The organism is Paenibacillus baimaensis (assembly GCF_025567575.1).
Window position 1 is genome coordinate 1 of sequence record NZ_JAOQIO010000005.1, and the last position, 18,020, is coordinate 18,020.

Annotated in this window: 17 protein-coding genes and 2 tRNA genes; 11 read left to right on the forward strand and 8 right to left on the reverse strand. The window is 46.7% G+C overall.

Going from position 1 to position 18,020, the window contains the following annotated elements; genetic code table 11:
• Positions 1-214: 214 nt before the first annotated feature.
• The 6 genes from OB236_RS00830 to OB236_RS00855 all read left to right on the forward strand — a co-directional run bounded on the left by OB236_RS00830 (position 215) and on the right by OB236_RS00855 (position 3,240).
• Positions 215-712: a GNAT family N-acetyltransferase gene (locus tag OB236_RS00830; RefSeq protein ID WP_317259305.1), complete on the forward strand. Its 498-nt coding sequence runs from the start codon at positions 215-217 to the stop codon at positions 710-712.
• Positions 713-768: 56 nt separating this feature from the next.
• Complete coding sequence (locus tag OB236_RS00835) at positions 769-1,557, forward strand: SDR family oxidoreductase (RefSeq protein ID WP_262682238.1); 789 nt, start codon at positions 769-771, stop codon at positions 1,555-1,557.
• 259 nt (positions 1,558-1,816) lie between these two features.
• A complete protein-coding gene (locus tag OB236_RS00840) occupies positions 1,817-2,386 on the forward strand; it encodes a GNAT family N-acetyltransferase (RefSeq protein WP_262682159.1) in 570 nt (189 codons plus the stop codon).
• Positions 2,387-2,433: 47 nt separating this feature from the next.
• Complete coding sequence (locus OB236_RS00845) at positions 2,434-2,901, forward strand: GNAT family N-acetyltransferase (RefSeq protein WP_262682160.1); 468 nt, start codon at positions 2,434-2,436, stop codon at positions 2,899-2,901.
• 172 nt (positions 2,902-3,073) lie between these two features.
• Positions 3,074-3,150 (forward strand) — tRNA-Arg (locus tag OB236_RS00850).
• Positions 3,151-3,157: 7 nt separating this feature from the next.
• Positions 3,158-3,240, forward strand: a tRNA-Leu gene (locus tag OB236_RS00855).
• Between the two features lie 143 nt (positions 3,241-3,383).
• Here the strand turns inward: OB236_RS00855 and OB236_RS00860 are convergent.
• Together OB236_RS00860 and OB236_RS00865 are read right to left on the reverse strand one after the other, a co-directional pair.
• A complete protein-coding gene (locus tag OB236_RS00860; RefSeq protein ID WP_262682162.1) occupies positions 3,384-4,445 on the reverse strand; it encodes a Gfo/Idh/MocA family protein in 1,062 nt (353 codons plus the stop codon).
• 1 nt (position 4,446) lies between these two features.
• Positions 4,447-5,178, reverse strand: a complete 732-nt coding sequence (locus OB236_RS00865) for a ThuA domain-containing protein (RefSeq protein WP_262682164.1) — start codon at positions 5,176-5,178, stop codon at positions 4,447-4,449.
• A 216-nt stretch (positions 5,179-5,394) separates the two neighbouring features.
• Here OB236_RS00865 and OB236_RS00870 point away from each other — a divergent pair, with 216 nt between their 5' ends.
• The 3 genes from OB236_RS00870 (at position 5,395) to OB236_RS00880 (ending at position 10,499) form a co-directional block, all read left to right on the forward strand.
• Positions 5,395-6,312 (forward strand): helix-turn-helix domain-containing protein, encoded by a 918-nt coding sequence (locus OB236_RS00870; RefSeq protein WP_262682166.1) that lies wholly within the window; start codon positions 5,395-5,397, stop codon positions 6,310-6,312.
• A 263-nt stretch (positions 6,313-6,575) separates the two neighbouring features.
• The gene (locus OB236_RS00875) at positions 6,576-8,132 is read left to right on the forward strand and encodes a type 2 periplasmic-binding domain-containing protein (protein ID WP_262682167.1); all 1,557 of its coding nucleotides are present in this window, start codon (positions 6,576-6,578) and stop codon (positions 8,130-8,132) included.
• A 27-nt stretch (positions 8,133-8,159) separates the two neighbouring features.
• On the forward strand, positions 8,160-10,499 hold the full coding sequence (locus tag OB236_RS00880; RefSeq protein WP_262682168.1) for a helix-turn-helix domain-containing protein: 2,340 nt from the start codon (positions 8,160-8,162) through the stop codon (positions 10,497-10,499).
• Positions 10,500-10,631: 132 nt separating this feature from the next.
• Here the strand turns inward: OB236_RS00880 and cyoD are convergent, their stop codons facing one another.
• The 5 genes from cyoD to OB236_RS00905 all read right to left on the reverse strand — a co-directional run bounded on the left by cyoD (position 10,632) and on the right by OB236_RS00905 (position 15,129).
• Positions 10,632-10,955, reverse strand: coding sequence for a cytochrome o ubiquinol oxidase subunit IV (gene cyoD, locus OB236_RS00885; protein ID WP_083689773.1), 324 nt, complete (start codon positions 10,953-10,955; stop codon positions 10,632-10,634).
• Positions 10,956-11,606 (reverse strand): cytochrome o ubiquinol oxidase subunit III, encoded by a 651-nt coding sequence (gene cyoC, locus OB236_RS00890; RefSeq protein ID WP_262682171.1) that lies wholly within the window; start codon positions 11,604-11,606, stop codon positions 10,956-10,958. It abuts the gene before it with no gap.
• A complete protein-coding gene (locus OB236_RS00895; RefSeq protein ID WP_262682172.1) occupies positions 11,606-13,573 on the reverse strand; it encodes a cbb3-type cytochrome c oxidase subunit I in 1,968 nt (655 codons plus the stop codon). Before OB236_RS00895 ends, cyoC begins: the two co-directional genes overlap by 1 nt.
• Before the next feature lie 24 nt (positions 13,574-13,597).
• Positions 13,598-14,536 carry a ubiquinol oxidase subunit II gene (cyoA, locus tag OB236_RS00900; RefSeq protein ID WP_408638394.1) on the reverse strand — a complete coding sequence of 313 codons (939 nt, stop codon included), beginning with the start codon at positions 14,534-14,536 and terminating at the stop codon, positions 13,598-13,600.
• 311 nt (positions 14,537-14,847) lie between these two features.
• Positions 14,848-15,129: a hypothetical protein gene (locus OB236_RS00905; RefSeq protein ID WP_076236254.1), complete on the reverse strand. Its 282-nt coding sequence runs from the start codon at positions 15,127-15,129 to the stop codon at positions 14,848-14,850.
• Positions 15,130-15,392: 263 nt separating this feature from the next.
• On the opposite strand from OB236_RS00905, the gene OB236_RS00910 reads away from it, so the two are divergent.
• Both OB236_RS00910 and OB236_RS00915 read left to right on the forward strand, forming a co-directional pair.
• Positions 15,393-16,268, forward strand: coding sequence for an SDR family oxidoreductase (locus OB236_RS00910; protein ID WP_262682174.1), 876 nt, complete (start codon positions 15,393-15,395; stop codon positions 16,266-16,268).
• A gap of 153 nt (positions 16,269-16,421) precedes the next feature.
• The gene (locus tag OB236_RS00915) at positions 16,422-17,096 is read left to right on the forward strand and encodes a TIGR00266 family protein (protein ID WP_262682175.1); all 675 of its coding nucleotides are present in this window, start codon (positions 16,422-16,424) and stop codon (positions 17,094-17,096) included.
• 85 nt (positions 17,097-17,181) lie between these two features.
• Here the strand turns inward: OB236_RS00915 and OB236_RS00920 are convergent, their stop codons facing one another.
• On the reverse strand, positions 17,182-17,994 hold the full coding sequence (locus OB236_RS00920; protein ID WP_262682176.1) for a sulfite exporter TauE/SafE family protein: 813 nt from the start codon (positions 17,992-17,994) through the stop codon (positions 17,182-17,184).
• Between the last annotated feature and the right edge of the window lie 26 nt (positions 17,995-18,020).

The window sequence follows — 18,020 nt, forward strand, 5'->3', positions numbered from 1 at the left end:
TTAAATTAAATGCTAATTACATACAGTGATAACCGATAAACCTTGTCTATCAAGGTTTTTTTTGTTTTTTGGACAAGCTCAGAAATAAGAAAACTATTATAATAGTAGAAACACGGATAGGAATTCTTAATTACATACAAAAAATCCATATTCAAGTACCCTTTCAATATGGATAATAATAGGAAGAAATAGCGGATAGCGAGGAGTTATGAAAATGATATTAGAAAAAGTGGCTTATGGACAAAAATCAGTACTGAGACAGCTAATGGAGCTGTATAAATATGATTTTAGCGAGTATGAGCTTGATGATGTTAACGAGCAGGGATATTACGATTATCCATATTTGGATCATTACTGGACTGAGGACGGCAGGTATGCTTTTTTTATACGAGTTGATGGGAAGTTGGCTGGTTTCGCTTTGGTAAGAGCACTTAGAGTGGATACAGAAGGGAATACGATCTATTCGATAGCAGAGTTCTTTGTGATGAAGAAATTTAGAAGAATGGGAATAGGAAGCGAGGTGGCGATCAGCTTGTTTGACATGTTTCCGGGGATATGGAGGGTGGGGCAAATAGAAAATAATGCTTCATCGCAGCTATTTTGGCGAAAGGTTATTTCCGAGTATACAGATTATAATTACGAAGAAGGCAGACGTGATGATGGCGAAGGTCCTTTGCAGACCTTTAAATCAAATAGGTCGAACGGAGCTTGAGGCTGCTTAAAGAATAAGGTATTCGGATGTGAAGGATGGAGGTTTCTATGGCCAATATGAATCAATTGAACAATTCACTTGATACAATAGCTGTCGTTACAGGAGCGACACGTTTGCAAGGAATAGGTGCTGCAATTTGCAGCGCACTGGCGCAGGCGGGAATAGATATCTTTTTTACAACGTGGCCAGGCTATGATCGTACAATGCCTTGGGGAGTCCATGAAAATGAAGCATTTCAAATCCAGCAGCAAGTAAAGAGCTATGGAGTTCGCTGCAAATTTATAGAAATTGATCTATCTGAAGCAGACTCGTTCAGCCAAGTTCTGAATACGGTGGAGCAGGAGCTTGGAGCGCCATCGATTCTTGTTAATAATGCAGCATATTCGACTCGTGATGGCTACGAGCAGCTGACTCCCTCGATACTGGATGCACACTATTTTGTGAATATGCGAACAGCCTCCTTATTAAGTGTGGAGTTCGCACGCAGATTTGACAAAGGTACAGGCGGGAGAATCATAAACCTGACCTCAGGACAATCTCTTGGAGCTATGGAACAGGAGCTTGCCTACGCGATGACAAAAGGTGCAATAGAGGTACTAACCAAGACGCTAGCTGCTGAAGTAGCGGATAAAGGAATCACAGTTAATGCAGTCAACCCTGGGCCAACCGATACCGGCTGGATGACAGACTCTATCAAAGCTGAACTGCTGTCTCGATTCCCGAGAGGACGAATCGGAACACCTGTGGATGTTGCACGGCTTATCGCCTTCTTGGCAAGTAATGAAGCAGAATGGATTACCGGGCAGGTTATGCACTCGGAGGGTGGATACAAGCGTGGAGGCTGACTGGAAGCGCTGAGAGGTGGATACGGGCGCCAGAGGCAAGCTATTGAGTACTACGGCGTAATACGTGGTGGTTACAAGAGCACGAGGCTAGCTGCAGCCCGTTTGGATTGTTATAAGTTGTTGATAGCCTTAACACAGTTTTAATTCCAAATTTATGAATAATATCCTATAATCGTATTAAGGGTGTATTGGAATGCTGCTTGATGAGACGCATTCCTTTTTGCGCTATAAACACTTTGGAGCGAAGGGAGATGTGTGCATGCAATTAGTTACAGAGCGATTGATAATAAGAGAATTTAAGCAAGAAGACTGGGAAGCCGTGCATCTGTACGCCTCAAGTCCTCTGGTTGCCACACATATGATCTGGGGGCCCAATACAGAGGAGGATACCAAGGAGTTTGTGAGCAGAGTCATTGAGCAGCAGCAGGTGCAGCTGAGAAAAGATTTTGAAATGGCTGTCGTCCTGAAGGCGACGAATCAGATTATTGGGGGATGCGGTATTCACCTATCTGAACCGAAGCAGGGCGAGATTGGTTATTGCTTCAATCCGGAATTTTGGCGACAAGGCTTCGCAGCTGAAGCTGCTACGGCTATGCTAGACTTTGGATTTCAAGTTCATGGGTTACACCGAATCTACGCGACTTGTCGTCCTGACAACATCGGTTCAGCCAAGGTCATGCAGAAAATCGGAATGACTTATGAAGGGCGTCTGCGAGAACATATGCAGCATAAAGGTAAATGGCACGATTCCTTACTTCACTCCATATTGGAGCAAGAATTTAATCGTGAGGACAGTTCGCCAGAACAGGATGATCCCGATTTGTCTTGAAAAACGGTTGTAGCTGTAAGTGAACTTATATGACGGAGTGATCATTCATGAACATTGAGGTAAAAGAAGCGGATATCGATCAAGCTGATCTGATCCTGAGCACGATGCAGCAAGCTTTTCAGGAGTACGCAGGTAAGTTGAATCCGCCATCAGGGGCGCTTTCCGAAACAGCGGACGATATTATTAAAATCATACAGCAGGGTGGCGGTGCGGTGATAGCCTGGTCGGGTCAGACCGCTGTTGGATCGGCCCGTTATAAATTTAAAGATTCACACATGTACATAGGAAGAGTGTCCGTCTCACCTGCCTACAGAGGGAATGGGATTTGTAAAAAGCTGCTGAGCTTTATAGAGGAACAGGCTAGAGCCAAAGGTATATTGGAAACCAGGGTGGAGGTACGCTTATCGATACCAGGGAATATTGAATTGTATCAGAAGCTGAAATATGAAATAATCGATCACAAGTATTACCCGGAGCAAACGGATAGCTGGTATGTGATGAGTAAAAGGGAATAGACATGTTCTTTTTCTGTGCTTTAGAACAGGGGATAATGGATGATATTTTAGAAAAAAAATAATATTTTAATATTTTGCTTGCATTCGTATTTTATTCGTGATATTATACTTCTTGCGCACATGAAGCAGCGCAGAAATAACTGCTGGAATGCAGAATATAATTATATACCGCGCGCCCTTAGCTCAGCTGGATAGAGCGTTTGACTACGAATCAAAAGGCCGGGAGTTCGAATCTCTCAGGGCGCGCCACACACTTGCCGGTGTGGCGGAATGGCAGACGCGACGGACTCAAAATCCGTTTCTTGAGAGGGAGTGGGGGTTCGAGTCCCTTCACCGGCATCACAAAGAAGCTAAGAATCAATTTCAATTGATTCTTAGCTTCTTCTCTGTTCACCGACATATAGGCATAGGATATCGTAATCAAGCATCAATCAAGACCATTCGAGTAATGGTCTTGATTGGCTATGTTCGATTTCATAAACCTACATTTTTTCAATTATGGAGCTGATCTGTACTTTTTCCCCACGCTTCGCGCTTTCGATCGCACCGAACACCATTGCCATACTGTTCAGGTTATCCGAGCAATCCGTCTCTGCCTTGCGACCTTCGATGAGCGAGGTGAACATTTCCTCGAAGCAGCCCTCATGCCCCTCACGGCCTTCCCAGACTGCGGAAGGGTGAACTTGCATGTGTTCGTTCATAAAGGCTCCTTGAGCCGGTTCTACGGGTACGACTTCGGCATAGGGCCTATTTGTACCATCCCATATCAAGGTTCCTTTGGAGCCGACAATTCGCCACGCACTTTCCCAGGAGGTTGGGGCGCCTTCAGCACTCCATGAGCCATTATAGGAAAACACAGTGCCGTCCGACATTTCAAATATGCAAACTGCCGAAGCATTGCCTTTGTACCAGGAATAAGGCGGATTAAATTCATGGCAGTACACGGATACCGGGTTGGCACCGAGCAGAAAGCGAGCCTGGTCAAAGGTATGGATTGCCATATCGAGAATGAGCGGGTTGTCCATCGCTTCGCGAAAGCCGCCAAAGTGCGGTCCAAGGAAAAAGTCGGCTTTCATAAAGCCGGGTTGTCCGATGACGTTCTGCTCGATCATTCCACGCGCCTCGCGGATTTGTTTATTGTACCTGCGGTTCTGCATAACGATGTAGTTTTTATTATGTTGATTCACGAAGTTCTTCATCTCAACTGCATCCTGCATGGAGGCGGCCATCGGCTTCTCTCCGATCACATTGCAGCCGAGCGCTGTTGCTGTCATAACGACGCTTTTGTGAACCTCGGGTATCGTAACGTCCATCACCAGATTGGCTCCGGTGGAGCGAATGGCTTCCTCAAGACTGGTAAATCTTCCGCAGGTAAGACCGAGCTCATTCGCCATCGCTTCCGCGGCAGCTGGATAAATATCGACCAAAGCGACAATTTCAACGTCTTCTCTCGAGAGCGCATATTTGACCCAACGTTTGCCCATGTTGCCACAGCCGACCTGGACGGCCCTGAAGGGCTTATTAGCTTGGACAGCTTCCGACATATTACTTACCTCCTTGGATCGTCTCCAGCGGCTTGCTGTTGCCATAGACAGGCACTGGACGAGTGGTTGGCGCTGCCCACGATACGGCGTTGCGGATGACGCGGCGAATTTGTTCGTTATAATAAGTAGGATAGGTTTCGTGACCGGGACGGAAATAAAAGATTTTGCCTTGTCCACGATGGAACGTGCAGCCGCTGCGGAATACTTCCCCGCCCTCGAACCAGCTTGTAAAGATCAACTCGTCCGGCTGTGGAATGTCAAAGTGCTCGCCGTACATTTCCTCCTGCTCAAGCTCAATGTATTCACCAATGCCTTCAACAATCGGATGTCCGGGGGATACGACCCACAGCCGTTCCTTCTCGTCAGCCTCTCGCCACTTCAAATTGCATGAGGTACCCATCAGCTTCATGAAAATTTTGGAGAAATGTCCGGAGTGCAGCACGATTAAACCCATACCTTCACGTACACGTTTATGAACGCGGTCGACGATGACGTCAGCCACTTCACGGTGCGCTTTATGCCCCCACCAGATCAGAACGTCTGTACCGTTCAGCTTCTCTTCGGTTAACCCATGCTCTTCTTCATCCAAGGTAGCATAGCTGATCTCAAAAGCATCGCCGAGGCCTTCACCGATCGCGTGATGGATGCCTTGGGGGTAGACAGCCCGCACCTTTTCGTTATTTTGTTCATGACGGAATTCATTCCAGACGGTAACGCGCAGCTTTGCACTCATATTGAATACCTCCATTATATAATCAGGATATGTGCTTTCTTCTCAGATTATAGGCAAACGCTTACACAAAAGATAGACTGAAAACTGCCCGTTCCTTCTCCAAAAATGACCTTTTTGATTTTATCGAAAGATCCTGTGCTATACTCGACATATATAGATCTCAATCTATAAGAGGAAACAATCTTCTTAAGTGAAACCGATGAGGTGCATTCGTTTATGACTATCACAATGGATACGCGGCATGATCCCGTCAGGGAGGAACTCGTTATATATCAAAATCCATCCCTTTTTTTGAAGGTATGGGAGGTACAATCCGACAATCAGACAGTGGGGATTCCCGAGGTATGGCCTTGGCATTATCACAAAGAGGTTGAATTTCTAGCCATAACAGAAGGCCGTGCAGGTATACAAACGAAGGATGATTATCGTATCCAGGACTATGGTGATATTATGCTGTTCGGCTCCTCACAGCTGCACCGAATTCATAAAGCACTGCCAACCCCGCTAAGGTTCATTGTGCTTCAGGTCGACTTGCTGCAGCATTTTGACCAAAGCTCGCTGCCTTACTTGCACTGCTTTTCTGAGCTGACCCAGCCGCTGAGTACATTGAATTATATATTCAGAGAGCATCCTGAGGCTTGTGAAGAGGCTTTCTCACTTGTGAACGAGATATATAGGGAATCCCAATCGCAGCAGCGTGGCTACGAGCTGGCAATCGGTGCTGCGATTAAAAAGCTGCTGCTGCTTTTGCTGCGCTATGACTCCCGGATGCTGCTGCAGGGTGATACGGAGTTGGAGGTGGTCCGTTTGCGGCCTGCACTTGATTATGTGGAGCGGAATTTAGGTGAAAAAATTACAGTCGAAGAGGTTTGCAGCCTGCTTAATTTGAGCTACGCCTATTTTATCCGCTATTTTCGCACAACGATGGGACTGTCTTTTATCGAATTCGTTAACTACAAACGCGTCAAAAAAGCCGAACGGCTGCTGGCGACCCGTGATCTGAGCATTACGGAAATTGCCTGTGAGGTAGGGATCCCGAGCACGGCTCAATTTTATAAACTATTCAAACGGCACAATCATTGCTCACCTGGCGAATTCAAGGCACGAATGAGTGGTAAAACAGTCGGGAGCTAGAGCAATCCCATGAATGAGTCAGATTCTGCTCGAAAGCAGTGTTGAAGTGGATGGAATATACCGGACTTTTCTTTCGTTAGCAGCAACTATCCCCGCTTTTCCTTATTAAGTACGGCGGTAGAGCAGGACATTTCTTTTTGAGAAGCGATGTAAAAGTATTGTCCGTATTCTGCCTTTCCGAAGCCGTATATAATTCGACTTGAGCGCTCTGGTAGCATGTAGGAGCTGCGCATCGATAATCACAATGGGGAGGATTTTAACGGATGAAGCACAAGAATAAAAGGATGTATATGACGTTGACACTGATGTTAGCGCTTGCGACAGCTGCGGGTTGTTCGGGTCAGACGGAGACGAATAAGGTGGCCGGGACGGACAAAGGTTCAGCGCCATCAGGACAAAGCAAGGATGCAGATAAACCGTTATCTATCAAAATGTTTGCTGGATTGTATAATGAAGTACCGAATATGAATGATGATTATTGGTCGGAATGGCAAAAACGGACCAACTCCAAGCTCAACGTGGAATGGGTACCCTCTGGTGATTTGAACACAAAGCTCGATTTGCTGCTCGCTTCTGGTGATCTGCCCGAGGTCGTTGCTGTTCCCGATTTCAAGAAGGCAACCCTGCTCAGTGCGATCAAAAATGGCGCGTTTTGGGACCTCACCCCGTTTCTCGGTGATTTAAGTAAATACCCGAATATGAAAAACAATCTGGTTAAGGATGCTTTTAAATACAGAACGATAGATGGCAAAATTTACTCGCTGCCGGGATCACGTTCAAGAGTAGACCCAGGAATCAAAATCCGTAAGGACTGGCTCGATCAGTTGAAAATTCCGGTACCTACTACACTGGATGAATATGCGGACGCATTGAAAAAAATCATCGATGCCGACATTGACGGCAACGGCAAGAAGGACACACTTGGCCTGATCGGCCATGGAGTGATCGTGAGTGATGGGGATGCCTCGTTTGCTGCTGGATTTGGCGCATCGCAGCCTACCTACGATGCTGCTGGAGGCTTGATCTATACCAGCTTGAATCCGCAGTACACGGAGATGATCGCGTGGTTTCAGAAGCTCTACAAGGAGGGCATATTGTCCAAGGAATTTGCCGTCATGAAAACGACCCAAGCCGAGGAACTATTCCAGACGGGCCGCGCCGCTTCCTATCCAAGAAGTATTTGGTGGGATAAGCAGTGGGAAACCGCAATGGAAAAAGCCGGACAAAAAAATCCGCAGATTTTGAATTTGGCGCTTAAAGGTCCTAAAGGCATGGCGGTTGATCTATCTATAGGCGGCGGTGGAGGCTTCTTGATATCCAAGCAGGTACCGGAAGCCAAGGTATGGCAGCTTCTTGATTATTTTGAGAAGACGGCATCAGAAAGTATCACCGATTTTGCCTATTACGGTACAGAGGGTGTACATTATACGGTAGTCGATGGACAAAAGGTATTGAACGAGAAGGGGATTAAGGAAGTCAATACAACAAGTAAAGGAGTCGGAGTGCTTACCTATCAGAAATGGGGTAAGGTCATCAGCGCATCCGGAAGCAAGGCCTACAATGACGCCAAGATCAAGGAAGTAGCCAACTTTGATGAAATTGGTCAAGTGGACCCGTTCCGATTCCTGGTGTCCGATTCCTGGATCAATGTGTGGTCCAAATATGAGAGCGAGTGGAAATCGATGGTAACCAAGGTGATTGTCGGCCAGATTAGTATGGATGAATACAAGCAGTATGTCGATAAAATTAATAATCTTCCAGAAACGAAGCAAGCGTATCAGGAATTCGCCAAAAATTATAAAAGCTATTTAGGCAAGTAACAACCTCTGTTTGCCGGGGAGGCGTCTATGAAATACTGGATACAAAGGGGGCTTGCGCTGCTTGGCACCATGCTCCCCGGAACAAACTATTTAAGTCGTCTGGTCTGGTTGGGATGTATTTCGGTTTCGCTGCCCATTTTCCTGCTGGGCAGCGCTTATTTGCACGTGTCCGAGAACAAGCTGACCCAGCAGTTTCAGGAGGACAGCTACGCCTCGCTATTGCAGCTGAAGGAACGTATGGAAAATGTATTAACGCAAATCGAATATCAATCGCTGCAGCTATCGATTCAGCCCTCGATCAAAGCTGTTCTCGGTCAGCCTGACTTTGCCGAACATTATGTAGAGCAGTCAGAGATACTGGAAACACTGCTGGTGCAAAAGAATTCCGGCAGCTTGATTCATGAGGTTGTTTTCTATCAAAGCGCGAGCGATATTGCAATATCCAGCGGGTACGGAGCTGCGACTTTGGAGAACTCCCCGCAGCGTGACAATATCTTAAAAGTGCTGTCTATGGAGAATAAATCGGAATGGGTATATCTGCCTTCTTCCGCTCAGGATGGCTGTATTTCTTACGTACGTCGGCTTCCGGTAACGAATTACGGCAAACCGCAGGGTATTATGATTTTCCAGGTCAGAGAGGCGGAAATACGCAAGCTGCTGTTTAATTCCGGCTCCAGCCTGCGTACCCAGGATCTATTAGTTATGGATGGCAAAAATCATATTATGCTGCACTCATCCAATCATTTCTTGCTGGGCAAGCCTGCAAATACACAGCCGCTGCTAAACCGGGTCCTATCGGATGATAGCGATACCGACCGTTTTATTCAAACCGATGATCAAGGTGAGCGTCTGCTGACCGTTTTTTATCGAACGGCTCTCGGAAGAACTTATGTTTCACTGATGCCGGAGCGCGAAATGACAAGCCAACTGACGTGGCTTCGTTTGTTTATCGCCCTATCCGTGTTGATTTTTTTGCTTCTCGGTGTAGTATTGACGATTGTATTCTCCAAGATGGCATATAGCCCCATCGACAAGCTCCTTAAATATGGCGAACAGCTGCGGAATGTAGGTACAACGAGGACTCCCGGCATCAAAGGCAATGAAATCGAATTTATCCGCTCCTGCTTGACTTATTTGAGAGATCAGGCGGAATCCTTGGACAGCTATGTGAAAAAGATTCAGCCGGATTTACGCGATCAATTTCTACTGAATGTGTTAGGCAATACATTGGCAATCCGCAAAGATGCTTTAGATTCATCTTGTCGTACGTACGGGATTCCACAGGAAGGTATCTATGTGGTACTGGTTGTGATGGCGGAAAATTTGTTCAAGGAAAAAAGGTTTTTGCCTAATGAAGGCGCGATCATTGTGTTTGCTATCAAAAATGTGATGCTCGAATTGCTGGAGCACTGCGCCCCGGCGCAAGGATTTGTAGTAGAGAAGGATGAGAAGGAAGCTGTCGGCATTGTGCATTTTAACAGCAGTACTGACAAGGACGTAATTACACAAACGATTCAAGGGTATGCGGATCAAATCTGTGAGGCTTTGCAGACGTACTTGTCATTCAAGGTTTCGATTGGGGTTGGAGGGCAGCGTGAGAGCGTCGCCCTGCTGTCAGAATCCTATAATGAAGCTAAGCTTGCTCTGCAATACCGGTTAATTAGCGAAAGTCAGCATGTGCTCTATTACAACCGCTTAGCCGTTCCTAACGATAAGCTGAAAATTTTTAATTATCCAAAAAGCTTCGAGCTGGATATGGTTGAATTCTTGCTTCAGGGTGAGCTGTCAGCAGCCGAACAGACCTTGGTGCAATTCTCGCTGCGGGTGAGGGCATCAGATTCATATAACACAGCGATGCAGTGCTACCTGGTTTTGTTATCTTCAATCATTCAGTCATTGGAGGAAATGGGCTACGGTGTATTGGATAGTCTCGGTGACAACTTATTCGAGCAGCTCAAAGCCAGACAAACGTACCAAGAGGTTCATGAATGGTTTGTGGAGATCTTGTTTCCGATGCACCGACATATTACGGAAGAAATCAGGAATAATACGACGAAGCTTGCCGTACAAAGGGTATGCGCACATATTGAGGCTAACGAGGGCTTGCCTTCGTTGATTGAGTGCGCGGAGCTGGTCAATATGAGTCCGTCTTATTTGAGCCGTCTGTTCAAGCAGGAAGCAGGCATCTCCTTTATTGAATATCTGATGAAATACAAGGTGGAAAAGGCACGAAAGCTCTTGGAGATAACAGACCATAGTATAACGGAAATTGCCTCAATGGTCGGTTATTCGGAAAGGAACCTGAACAGGGCTTTTCAGAGGCATGTGGCGATGTCTCCCAAGCAGTATCGATTGTCAACGCGATGAGGTATCGTGGAGGCAGTTTATCGGAATATGTGCAAGAAAAGGAAAACCCGAGAGAGACAGCCGATTTCTTGAGCTGTCCCTTACGGGTTTGTTGATGTTGCTTAGGTTACTTTCACGTACTATGGCAGCTTTTTAATGTGCAACCGCATTATATGTCATAATCCATATCGAGCCGGATACAATCGTCACCAGAATAACAAGACCGAGTATCAAAGCCATCAAGTTGTAGCGTGGTTTCTGCTCTTCCTTGATGTGCATGAAGAAGATCATCTGTATCGCGAACTGCAGAACAGCGATCAATAGAATAATGACAAGCGTTGCGGTAGTGTTAAGCATATGGTTCATAACAAGCACGAGCGGAATGATGGTCAGCACAATGGATAAAATAAACCCGATTGTATAGGATTTTAATGATCCGCCATGTGCTTGATGCGGCTCAGCATTGTGATTATCCATTTACATCACCCCCATTAAATAGACGACTGTGAACACGAAGATCCACACAATATCAAGGAAATGCCAATATAAGCTGATGATCGTAACCTTACGCTTTGTCACATCGGTGATACCGCGGCGGCTGAGCTGGATCATGATGCCTATCATCCATACGAGTCCAAGCGATACGTGAAGACCATGCGTACCGACGAGCGTGAAGAAAGCAGATAGGAATGCGCTGGTGGAGATAGTCGCGCCCTCGTGCACCATGGTAATAAACTCGGATACTTCGAGCGTAATGAAGGATGCGCCAAGCAGTACTGTGACAGCCAGCCAACCGATCAAGGCCTTTTTATTGCCCTGATTCATGGCAAGAACGGCCAAGCCGCTGGTAAAGCTGCTCGTTAACAGGATGAAGGTCTCAGCGATGACACCAGGCATTTCGAATAGCTCATGAGCTGTAGGACCGCCGTTCGTATTCAATCTTAGCACCACATAGGTGGCAAATAAGGTGCCGAATAAAATACAATCCGTAATCAGAAACAGCCAGAAGCCGAAGGTCTTCATGGATTCCTGATCAGCATGACCATCATGATGCTGGTGGTCATGCTCGTGAGCGTGCCCATGTCCGCCGCTGTGTGCGGAGGACTTGTTGGTAATTGTCTGTGCCATTAATGGGACCCCCTTAATGCAGCTTCCGTTCGTTTAATCTCATCGACTGGAATATAGTAGTCGGTGTTGTAAGTGAAGGAGCGAACCAGCAAGCAGACAACGACGCCGATAAGTCCAGGAATAGCCATCCACATCCAGCTCCAGACAAACCCGAAGCCTGCAACGAACCAGCAGACCGACATGATGAATGGGATTGCAGAGTTTCTTGGCATATGAATCGGTTCGATCTCCGGTGCAGGAGTGGCAATACCGGCTGCGCGTTTATTTTTCTCTTCCAGCCATGGATCCAGAGTATCTGCCCGCGGAATGGTTGCAAAGTTATATAGCGGCGCCGGTGACGGAATGGACCATTCGAGCGTACGTCCGCCCCATGGATCGCCTGTTGTATCTTTTTGCATAAACTTGATACTGTGGGCAATTTGCCATACCTGGAAAATGAACGCAATCCCCATCAAGAAGCCGCCGACGGTGGAGATGACATTAAGCGGTTGCCAGCCCATATCAAAGTCATAGGCATTAAAGCGGCGTGTCATGCCCATCAAACCAAGTGCGTATTGCGGCATAAAGCAGACGTAGAACCCGATATTCCAGAACCAGAAGGCCCATTTACCGAGACCCTCATGCAGCTTGAAGCCGAACATCTTCGGCCACCAGTAGTATAACCCGGCAAAATATCCGAATACGACACCACCGATCAGCACCTGGTGGAAATGCGCAATCAGGAAGTAGCTGTTATGAAATTGAAAGTCAGCTGGTGCAACAGAGAGCAGCACGCCTGTCATCCCACCTACAATGAAGCAAGGGATGAAAGCTGCGGTCCACATCATCGGCGTAGAGAATGTGATTTTTCCTCGGAACAGCGTGAACAGCCAATTGAACACTTTAACACCGGTTGGTATGGCGATAATCATGGTCGTTATGGCAAAGAATATATTCACATTGGCACCGGAGCCCATCGTGAAGAAGTGATGCGCCCAAGTAAAGAAGGACATAATACTAATGGAAAACATCGCAAATACCATTGATTTATAGCCGAACAGCTTTTTCTTGGCAAACGTTGAAACAATTTCCGAGAATATACCGAATGCGGGCAGTATAACAATGTAAACCTCAGGGTGACCCCACATCCAGATTAAGTTGATGTACATCATCGGATTACCGCCGCCATCCAGCGTAAAGAAGTGAGCGCCGAGGAAGCGGTCCAAGAACAGCAAGGCAAGCGTAACGGTCAAGATCGGAAAGGCAAAAATAATAATAATGCAGGTTGTAAATACAGACCATGTGTACATGGGCATTTTCATTAACGTCATGCCGGGAGCGCGCATTCTCAGGATCGTTACGATAAAGTTAATGCCTGTCGCCAAGCTCCCGATCCCAGAGATTTGTATGCCCCATATATAAAAGTCTTGACCTACACTCGGACTACCCGATAGCTCCGAGAGCGGCGGATAAGCCAGCCAGCCTGCATCGGGGGAACCCCCTATAATGAAGGACAGGTTGAACAGCATCGCGCCAAAGAAGAAGAGCCAAAAGCTAAGCGAGTTCAGGAACGGAAAAGCGACATCGCGAGCACCGATTTGCAACGGTATCGCAATATTGAATAGACCGAACATGAGCGGCATTGCCATGAATAAAATCATAATGACGCCGTGCGTTGTGAAAATCTGGTTATAATGCTCAGCCTGCAGAAACTCAAGCTGCGGGAGTGCAAGCTGGGTACGCATGAGCAATGCGTCAACACCACCGCGGAACAACATCAGTAGCGAAGCGATGATATACATAATCCCTACTTTTTTATGGTCAACTGTAGTTAGCCATTCGGTCCAAAGCCACTTCCATTTTTTGAAAATCGTCAAGGCCAATACGATAGCCACCATTGAGATGGCGATGGAGACTTGAGCTCCAAGAATTAGCGGATCGCCCGTGACGAAAAATGTGGATGAAAATTGTTTGATTGAATCCAGCATGGTAGGTCTCCTTTCATTTCGTCGTTAATGACCCGAATGTCCAGTAGGGGTAGTTGCAGCTGCAGGAGCTGCCTTGCCTTGCGTAGTGCTGGTATCAATAGCCTTTGGCTGTTGTGAGCCGCCATGATGGTGGGCACTTCCGCCAACCGCATATTGCGTTACGATCCGCTCAAACAAGCCGGCAGGGAAGGAAGAGAAATATTGCACGTTAGCAGGTCCCGGTTCAGCAAGCTTGGTATAGCCGTCCATCGTAAGGGCAGGGGAAGCGTTTTTCGTTTTTTTCACCCAAGCGTCAAAAGCATCCTGGGAGGTAGCATCAACCTTGAACGTCATTTGGGCAAAATCACGACCGTTGAAGTTAGCGCCGCTGCCAAAATATTGACCAGGCTCGTCTGCTTGCAGGAACAGTGTCATGGCCATGCCGGACATCGTGTAGATTTGGCCGCCAAGCTGAGGAATCCAGAAAGAATTCATCGCCGTTGCCGAGGTCAATTCAAACTTGACCGGGACGCCTTGCGGTATTTGTAAATAATTCACAGTAGCTATGCCTTGCTCCGGATATTGAAACAGCCATTTCCAGTCCATTGATGTAACCTGTACCGTGATCGGCTTTTTATCGGATACGAGCGGTTTGGAGGGTTCAAGGGCATACGTGTATTTAGCGGTTACTAAACCCAAAATAATGATAATAATAATCGGTATACCCCACCAAATGATCTCCAGTTTGGTACTGTGCGCCCAGTCGGGTGCGTAGGCTGCTTTACTGCCCGCCCTTTCCCGGTATCGCCATAAGATGAATCCGCTCAACAGCAATACGGGAACGATAACGACAGAGCACAGCAGAGTTGAAATCCAGATCAAATCCTTTTGTGCCGCGCCGACAGGGCCTTTAGGATCGAGCACAATAAATTGTTCGCTGCATCCCGTGAGCAGGACGATCGACAAAATAAACAACAGTGGCATTAGAATGCGTAGGTTCGGCCTCAAGCTTTTCATCTCCTTTTTCAACTCTGAATCTCAATTCATTAAATCACTATCTATAACTTAGCAGAAATGAAAGCAGATAACTGCAGACTTAACAATACCGTCAATAATTTGTCTTTTCTTCGTAATACAAATGTCACCTGTTCGACATCTGTGGCGATTTGACCCTCATTATACAGCAAAAAAACCGCCTCGTTATCACGATGTGATTTCGAAGCGGTCGTTACAGCTTATGTGTACCCAACAAAACGCAACCTACGCAATCAATCCAGAAAACGAAGTTCGTTACCTTAGAATGGCTGCTTATTGTTATCGAGATGACGTTTGTGAACAAGTCCCATCGCGGTTCCGATAACGTAAATATGCACACTGCCTACAATAAAGCCAAGTCCGACCATAAGCCCGGTATTACGGTCATTGAATTGGTTCAAATTCATGAGGCAAAGAAGAACGCCGACGCCTAATGCAACCCAAGCGATCCAGGTCATTAAGGTGACCAGACGAGGGATTTCGTTATTCGAATGGGTCTTGTCAAGATCCGCATGATGTACTGAAGCTGTTTTGGTTGTCATAATGAACACCCCTAATCGTGTAAGTGCTTTCCTACATATAGTATACTACACTTTTTGGTATTTGTTCAAACATTATTCGCAATTCGATCAATAATTGGACATAAGTTGAGGTCCGTTTCAATAAAGTTGACTTGACATCGTTAATAATGAATGAAATATATAGTAAACCTAATTAAGACGAAATCTGACATATATGCTTTGTTATACTGACTGGGTAGTCTGGGAAGTTATGATGATGAATTCAATAGGAGGCTGTGTTTACAATGAAGGCTTTAAAGGGAAAGGTAGCTGTAGTGGCAGGTGGTACACGAGGCGCAGGTCGCGGGATTGCTGAGATGCTGGGGGAAGCAGGCGCTACTGTTTATGTGACAGGACGCAGTACAAGAGGGAATCTATCCGATATGGGAAGGCAGGAGACCATCGAGGAAACGGCAGAATTAGTTACGGCACATGGTGGTGTCGGGATTGCAGTAAGGGTAGACCACACGGTTGAGGCTGACGTAAAGGCGCTTTTTGAGCAGGTGCATTCGGAGCAGAATGGAGTACTCGATATCCTTGTTAATGATATATGGGGCGGCGAGCAACTGACGGAATGGGGGAAGCCATTCTGGGAGCATTCATTAAATAAGGGATTGCAAATGCAAATTCCTGCGGTTCATGCCCATATGGTGACAAGCTATTATGCTGCTCCTTTAATGGTTGCCAGGAACAAGGGGCTGATCATTGAAATCACCGATGGCTTTGATTATAGATATCGTGGAAATTTGTATTACAGTCTGGCGAAGATATCGGCGATCCATCTCGCACAGTCCATGGCGGCGGAGCTTAGTGAGCACCGTGTAGCTGCAGTTTCATTAACACCCGGTTTTTTGCGTTCGGAGGCGATGCTGGATTATTTTGGTGTGACGGAAGCGAATTGGCGTGATGCGGCGAAGACAGATCCACATTTTCTGATATCGGAAACACCTTATTTTGTAGGAAGGGCAGTTGCAGCATTGGCAGCAGATTCGAATGTGCTTGAAAAGTCAGGACAGATTCTGACCTCTTGGGACCTTTCAGATGTATATGGCTTTACGGATAGGGATGGATCACGTCCTCATTGGGGACGATATGCCGAGGAACAGGGCTTTTATAAATGACTTAATCATGGGATGACCCGAGCCGTGGCTTCGGGTTATTTGGATTGTATAAACCGACACCATTCGGCATAAGTTGTTATTGCAAGGGCGAAATGTATTATAATAGAAGAAGATTTTTACATTAGCTCATAGAATGGGAGGAATATATAAGCTATGAAGTACGAAATTCTGTATCAGGGTGCGTTTCCGTTGGTGAAAATTGAATTGGAAAAAGGAGAAAATGTAAAAGCAGAATCGGGGGCCATGGTATCCATGACACCTGATATTGAACTTAAAGGTACGGTGGACGGTGGATTGATGCGAGGACTTGGCAGAATGCTGAGCGGCGAAAAATTCTTTTTCCAGGAATTATCAGCTACACAGGGCAGAGGTGAGGTGCTCTTGGCGCCCGCGGCGGTTGGTGATGTACAAGCTATTGAGCTTGATGGATCCTATAAGCTGTACGTACAGAAGGATGGTTTTCTGGCCGGTACCAATGGCATTCAGGTTAACACGAAGATGCAGAATCTGATGAAAGGATTTTTATCCGGGGAAGGCTTTTTCATTGTTGAGATTAGCGGCAGCGGCACCGTATTCTTATCGTCCTACGGCGCTATCCATGCGGTTAATCTTGGACCTGGAGAAGAAAGGATTATCGATAACGGACATTTGGTTGCTTGGCCTGATTATATGAATTATACGATTGAAAAGGCATCCAAGGGATGGATATCCAGTATAACGAGCGGTGAGGCTGCTGTGTGCCGCTTTCGGGGTGAAGGCGTAGTGCTGATTCAGACCCGGAATCCGGCAGGCTTTGCTTCATGGATCAAGACATTTCTGCCTAAATAATCATGACACAGAAAAAGCAGTACCTCTGAGACCAAGTATTCAGAGATACTGCTTTTCTTATTTTATCCTCATCAATCACAGTCAGCTACTTCCAGGCCTCGCTAATCATGCGGATAGCAACAACAAAAAAAGTGATACGAAGCACCCACATCAACTTCTTGCTGCTCAACGCGTTGGCGATTTTGGCACCGAGCCATCCCCCAACCAGAGCACTCGGCGCAAGTCCCAGAACCATCCAGCCGTCGACTTCTCCCAAGCTTAGATGAGTGACGGTACCCATAATGGACGACAAAAAGATTACAAACATCGAGGTAGCCGTTGCCACATGCGGCGGATAACGAAATAAAATCATCATCGCCGGTACGAACAAGGAGCCACCGCCAATGCCGAACAAGCCGGAAATGATGCCAACAAGCAGTCCGATCGAAAGTGCGGGCAGCACTCCGTATCCATACGAGTGCACGAGTCCTTCTGCATCTGTGTACGTTCTTTGGATGGGCCATTTCAGACTTAGCGGCTTCAAACGGTCTTTAATGATCAGCAGGATCGCCATCACCAGCATGAAAATACCAAAGGCAAGCTGAAACGACTTGGCATCGACAAATTGAGTCATATAAGAGCCCAGCATCGCGCCCGGTCCGCACGTCAAGAAATAGAGCCAGCCACTGCGAAAGTCCACTTTACGCTGCTTATGGAAAGCCCACGTAGAGGAAAATGCCGTAAAAATCAGCACAGCCAAGGACGTCCCGACTGCTGTTGATACTGAAATTTCCTGTCCAACGAAATAAGGACCGAGGTAAATGAGAGCGGGAACAATGACGATGCCGCCCCCCAGACCGACGAGACTGCCAAGCGTCGCAGCTAGCAGTCCCACAACCGTATAAAATAAAAAGCTCATGCTTGTACCTTCCTTCGTAAATCAGC

Bases quoted from the DNA above. Each gene is read 5' to 3' on its own strand.
- OB236_RS00830 (WP_317259305.1), top strand. From the start codon at position 215: ATGATATTAGAAAAAGTGGCTTATGGACAAAAATCAGTACTGAGACAG.
- OB236_RS00835 (WP_262682238.1), top strand. From the start codon at position 769: ATGAATCAATTGAACAATTCACTTGATACAATAGCTGTCGTTACAGGA.
- OB236_RS00840 (WP_262682159.1), top strand. From the start codon at position 1,817: ATGCAATTAGTTACAGAGCGATTGATAATAAGAGAATTTAAGCAAGAA.
- OB236_RS00845 (WP_262682160.1), top strand. From the start codon at position 2,434: ATGAACATTGAGGTAAAAGAAGCGGATATCGATCAAGCTGATCTGATC.
- OB236_RS00860 (WP_262682162.1), bottom strand. From the start codon at position 4,445: ATGTCGGAAGCTGTCCAAGCTAATAAGCCCTTCAGGGCCGTCCAGGTC.
- OB236_RS00865 (WP_262682164.1), bottom strand. From the start codon at position 5,178: ATGAGTGCAAAGCTGCGCGTTACCGTCTGGAATGAATTCCGTCATGAA.
- OB236_RS00870 (WP_262682166.1), top strand. From the start codon at position 5,395: ATGACTATCACAATGGATACGCGGCATGATCCCGTCAGGGAGGAACTC.
- OB236_RS00875 (WP_262682167.1), top strand. From the start codon at position 6,576: ATGAAGCACAAGAATAAAAGGATGTATATGACGTTGACACTGATGTTA.
- OB236_RS00880 (WP_262682168.1), top strand. From the start codon at position 8,160: ATGAAATACTGGATACAAAGGGGGCTTGCGCTGCTTGGCACCATGCTC.
- cyoD (WP_083689773.1), bottom strand. From the start codon at position 10,955: ATGGATAATCACAATGCTGAGCCGCATCAAGCACATGGCGGATCATTA.
- cyoC (WP_262682171.1), bottom strand. From the start codon at position 11,606: ATGGCACAGACAATTACCAACAAGTCCTCCGCACACAGCGGCGGACAT.
- OB236_RS00895 (WP_262682172.1), bottom strand. From the start codon at position 13,573: ATGCTGGATTCAATCAAACAATTTTCATCCACATTTTTCGTCACGGGC.
- cyoA (WP_408638394.1), bottom strand. From the start codon at position 14,536: ATGCCACTGTTGTTTATTTTGTCGATCGTCCTGCTCACGGGATGCAGC.
- OB236_RS00905 (WP_076236254.1), bottom strand. From the start codon at position 15,129: ATGACAACCAAAACAGCTTCAGTACATCATGCGGATCTTGACAAGACC.
- OB236_RS00910 (WP_262682174.1), top strand. From the start codon at position 15,393: ATGAAGGCTTTAAAGGGAAAGGTAGCTGTAGTGGCAGGTGGTACACGA.
- OB236_RS00915 (WP_262682175.1), top strand. From the start codon at position 16,422: ATGAAGTACGAAATTCTGTATCAGGGTGCGTTTCCGTTGGTGAAAATT.
- OB236_RS00920 (WP_262682176.1), bottom strand. From the start codon at position 17,994: ATGAGCTTTTTATTTTATACGGTTGTGGGACTGCTAGCTGCGACGCTT.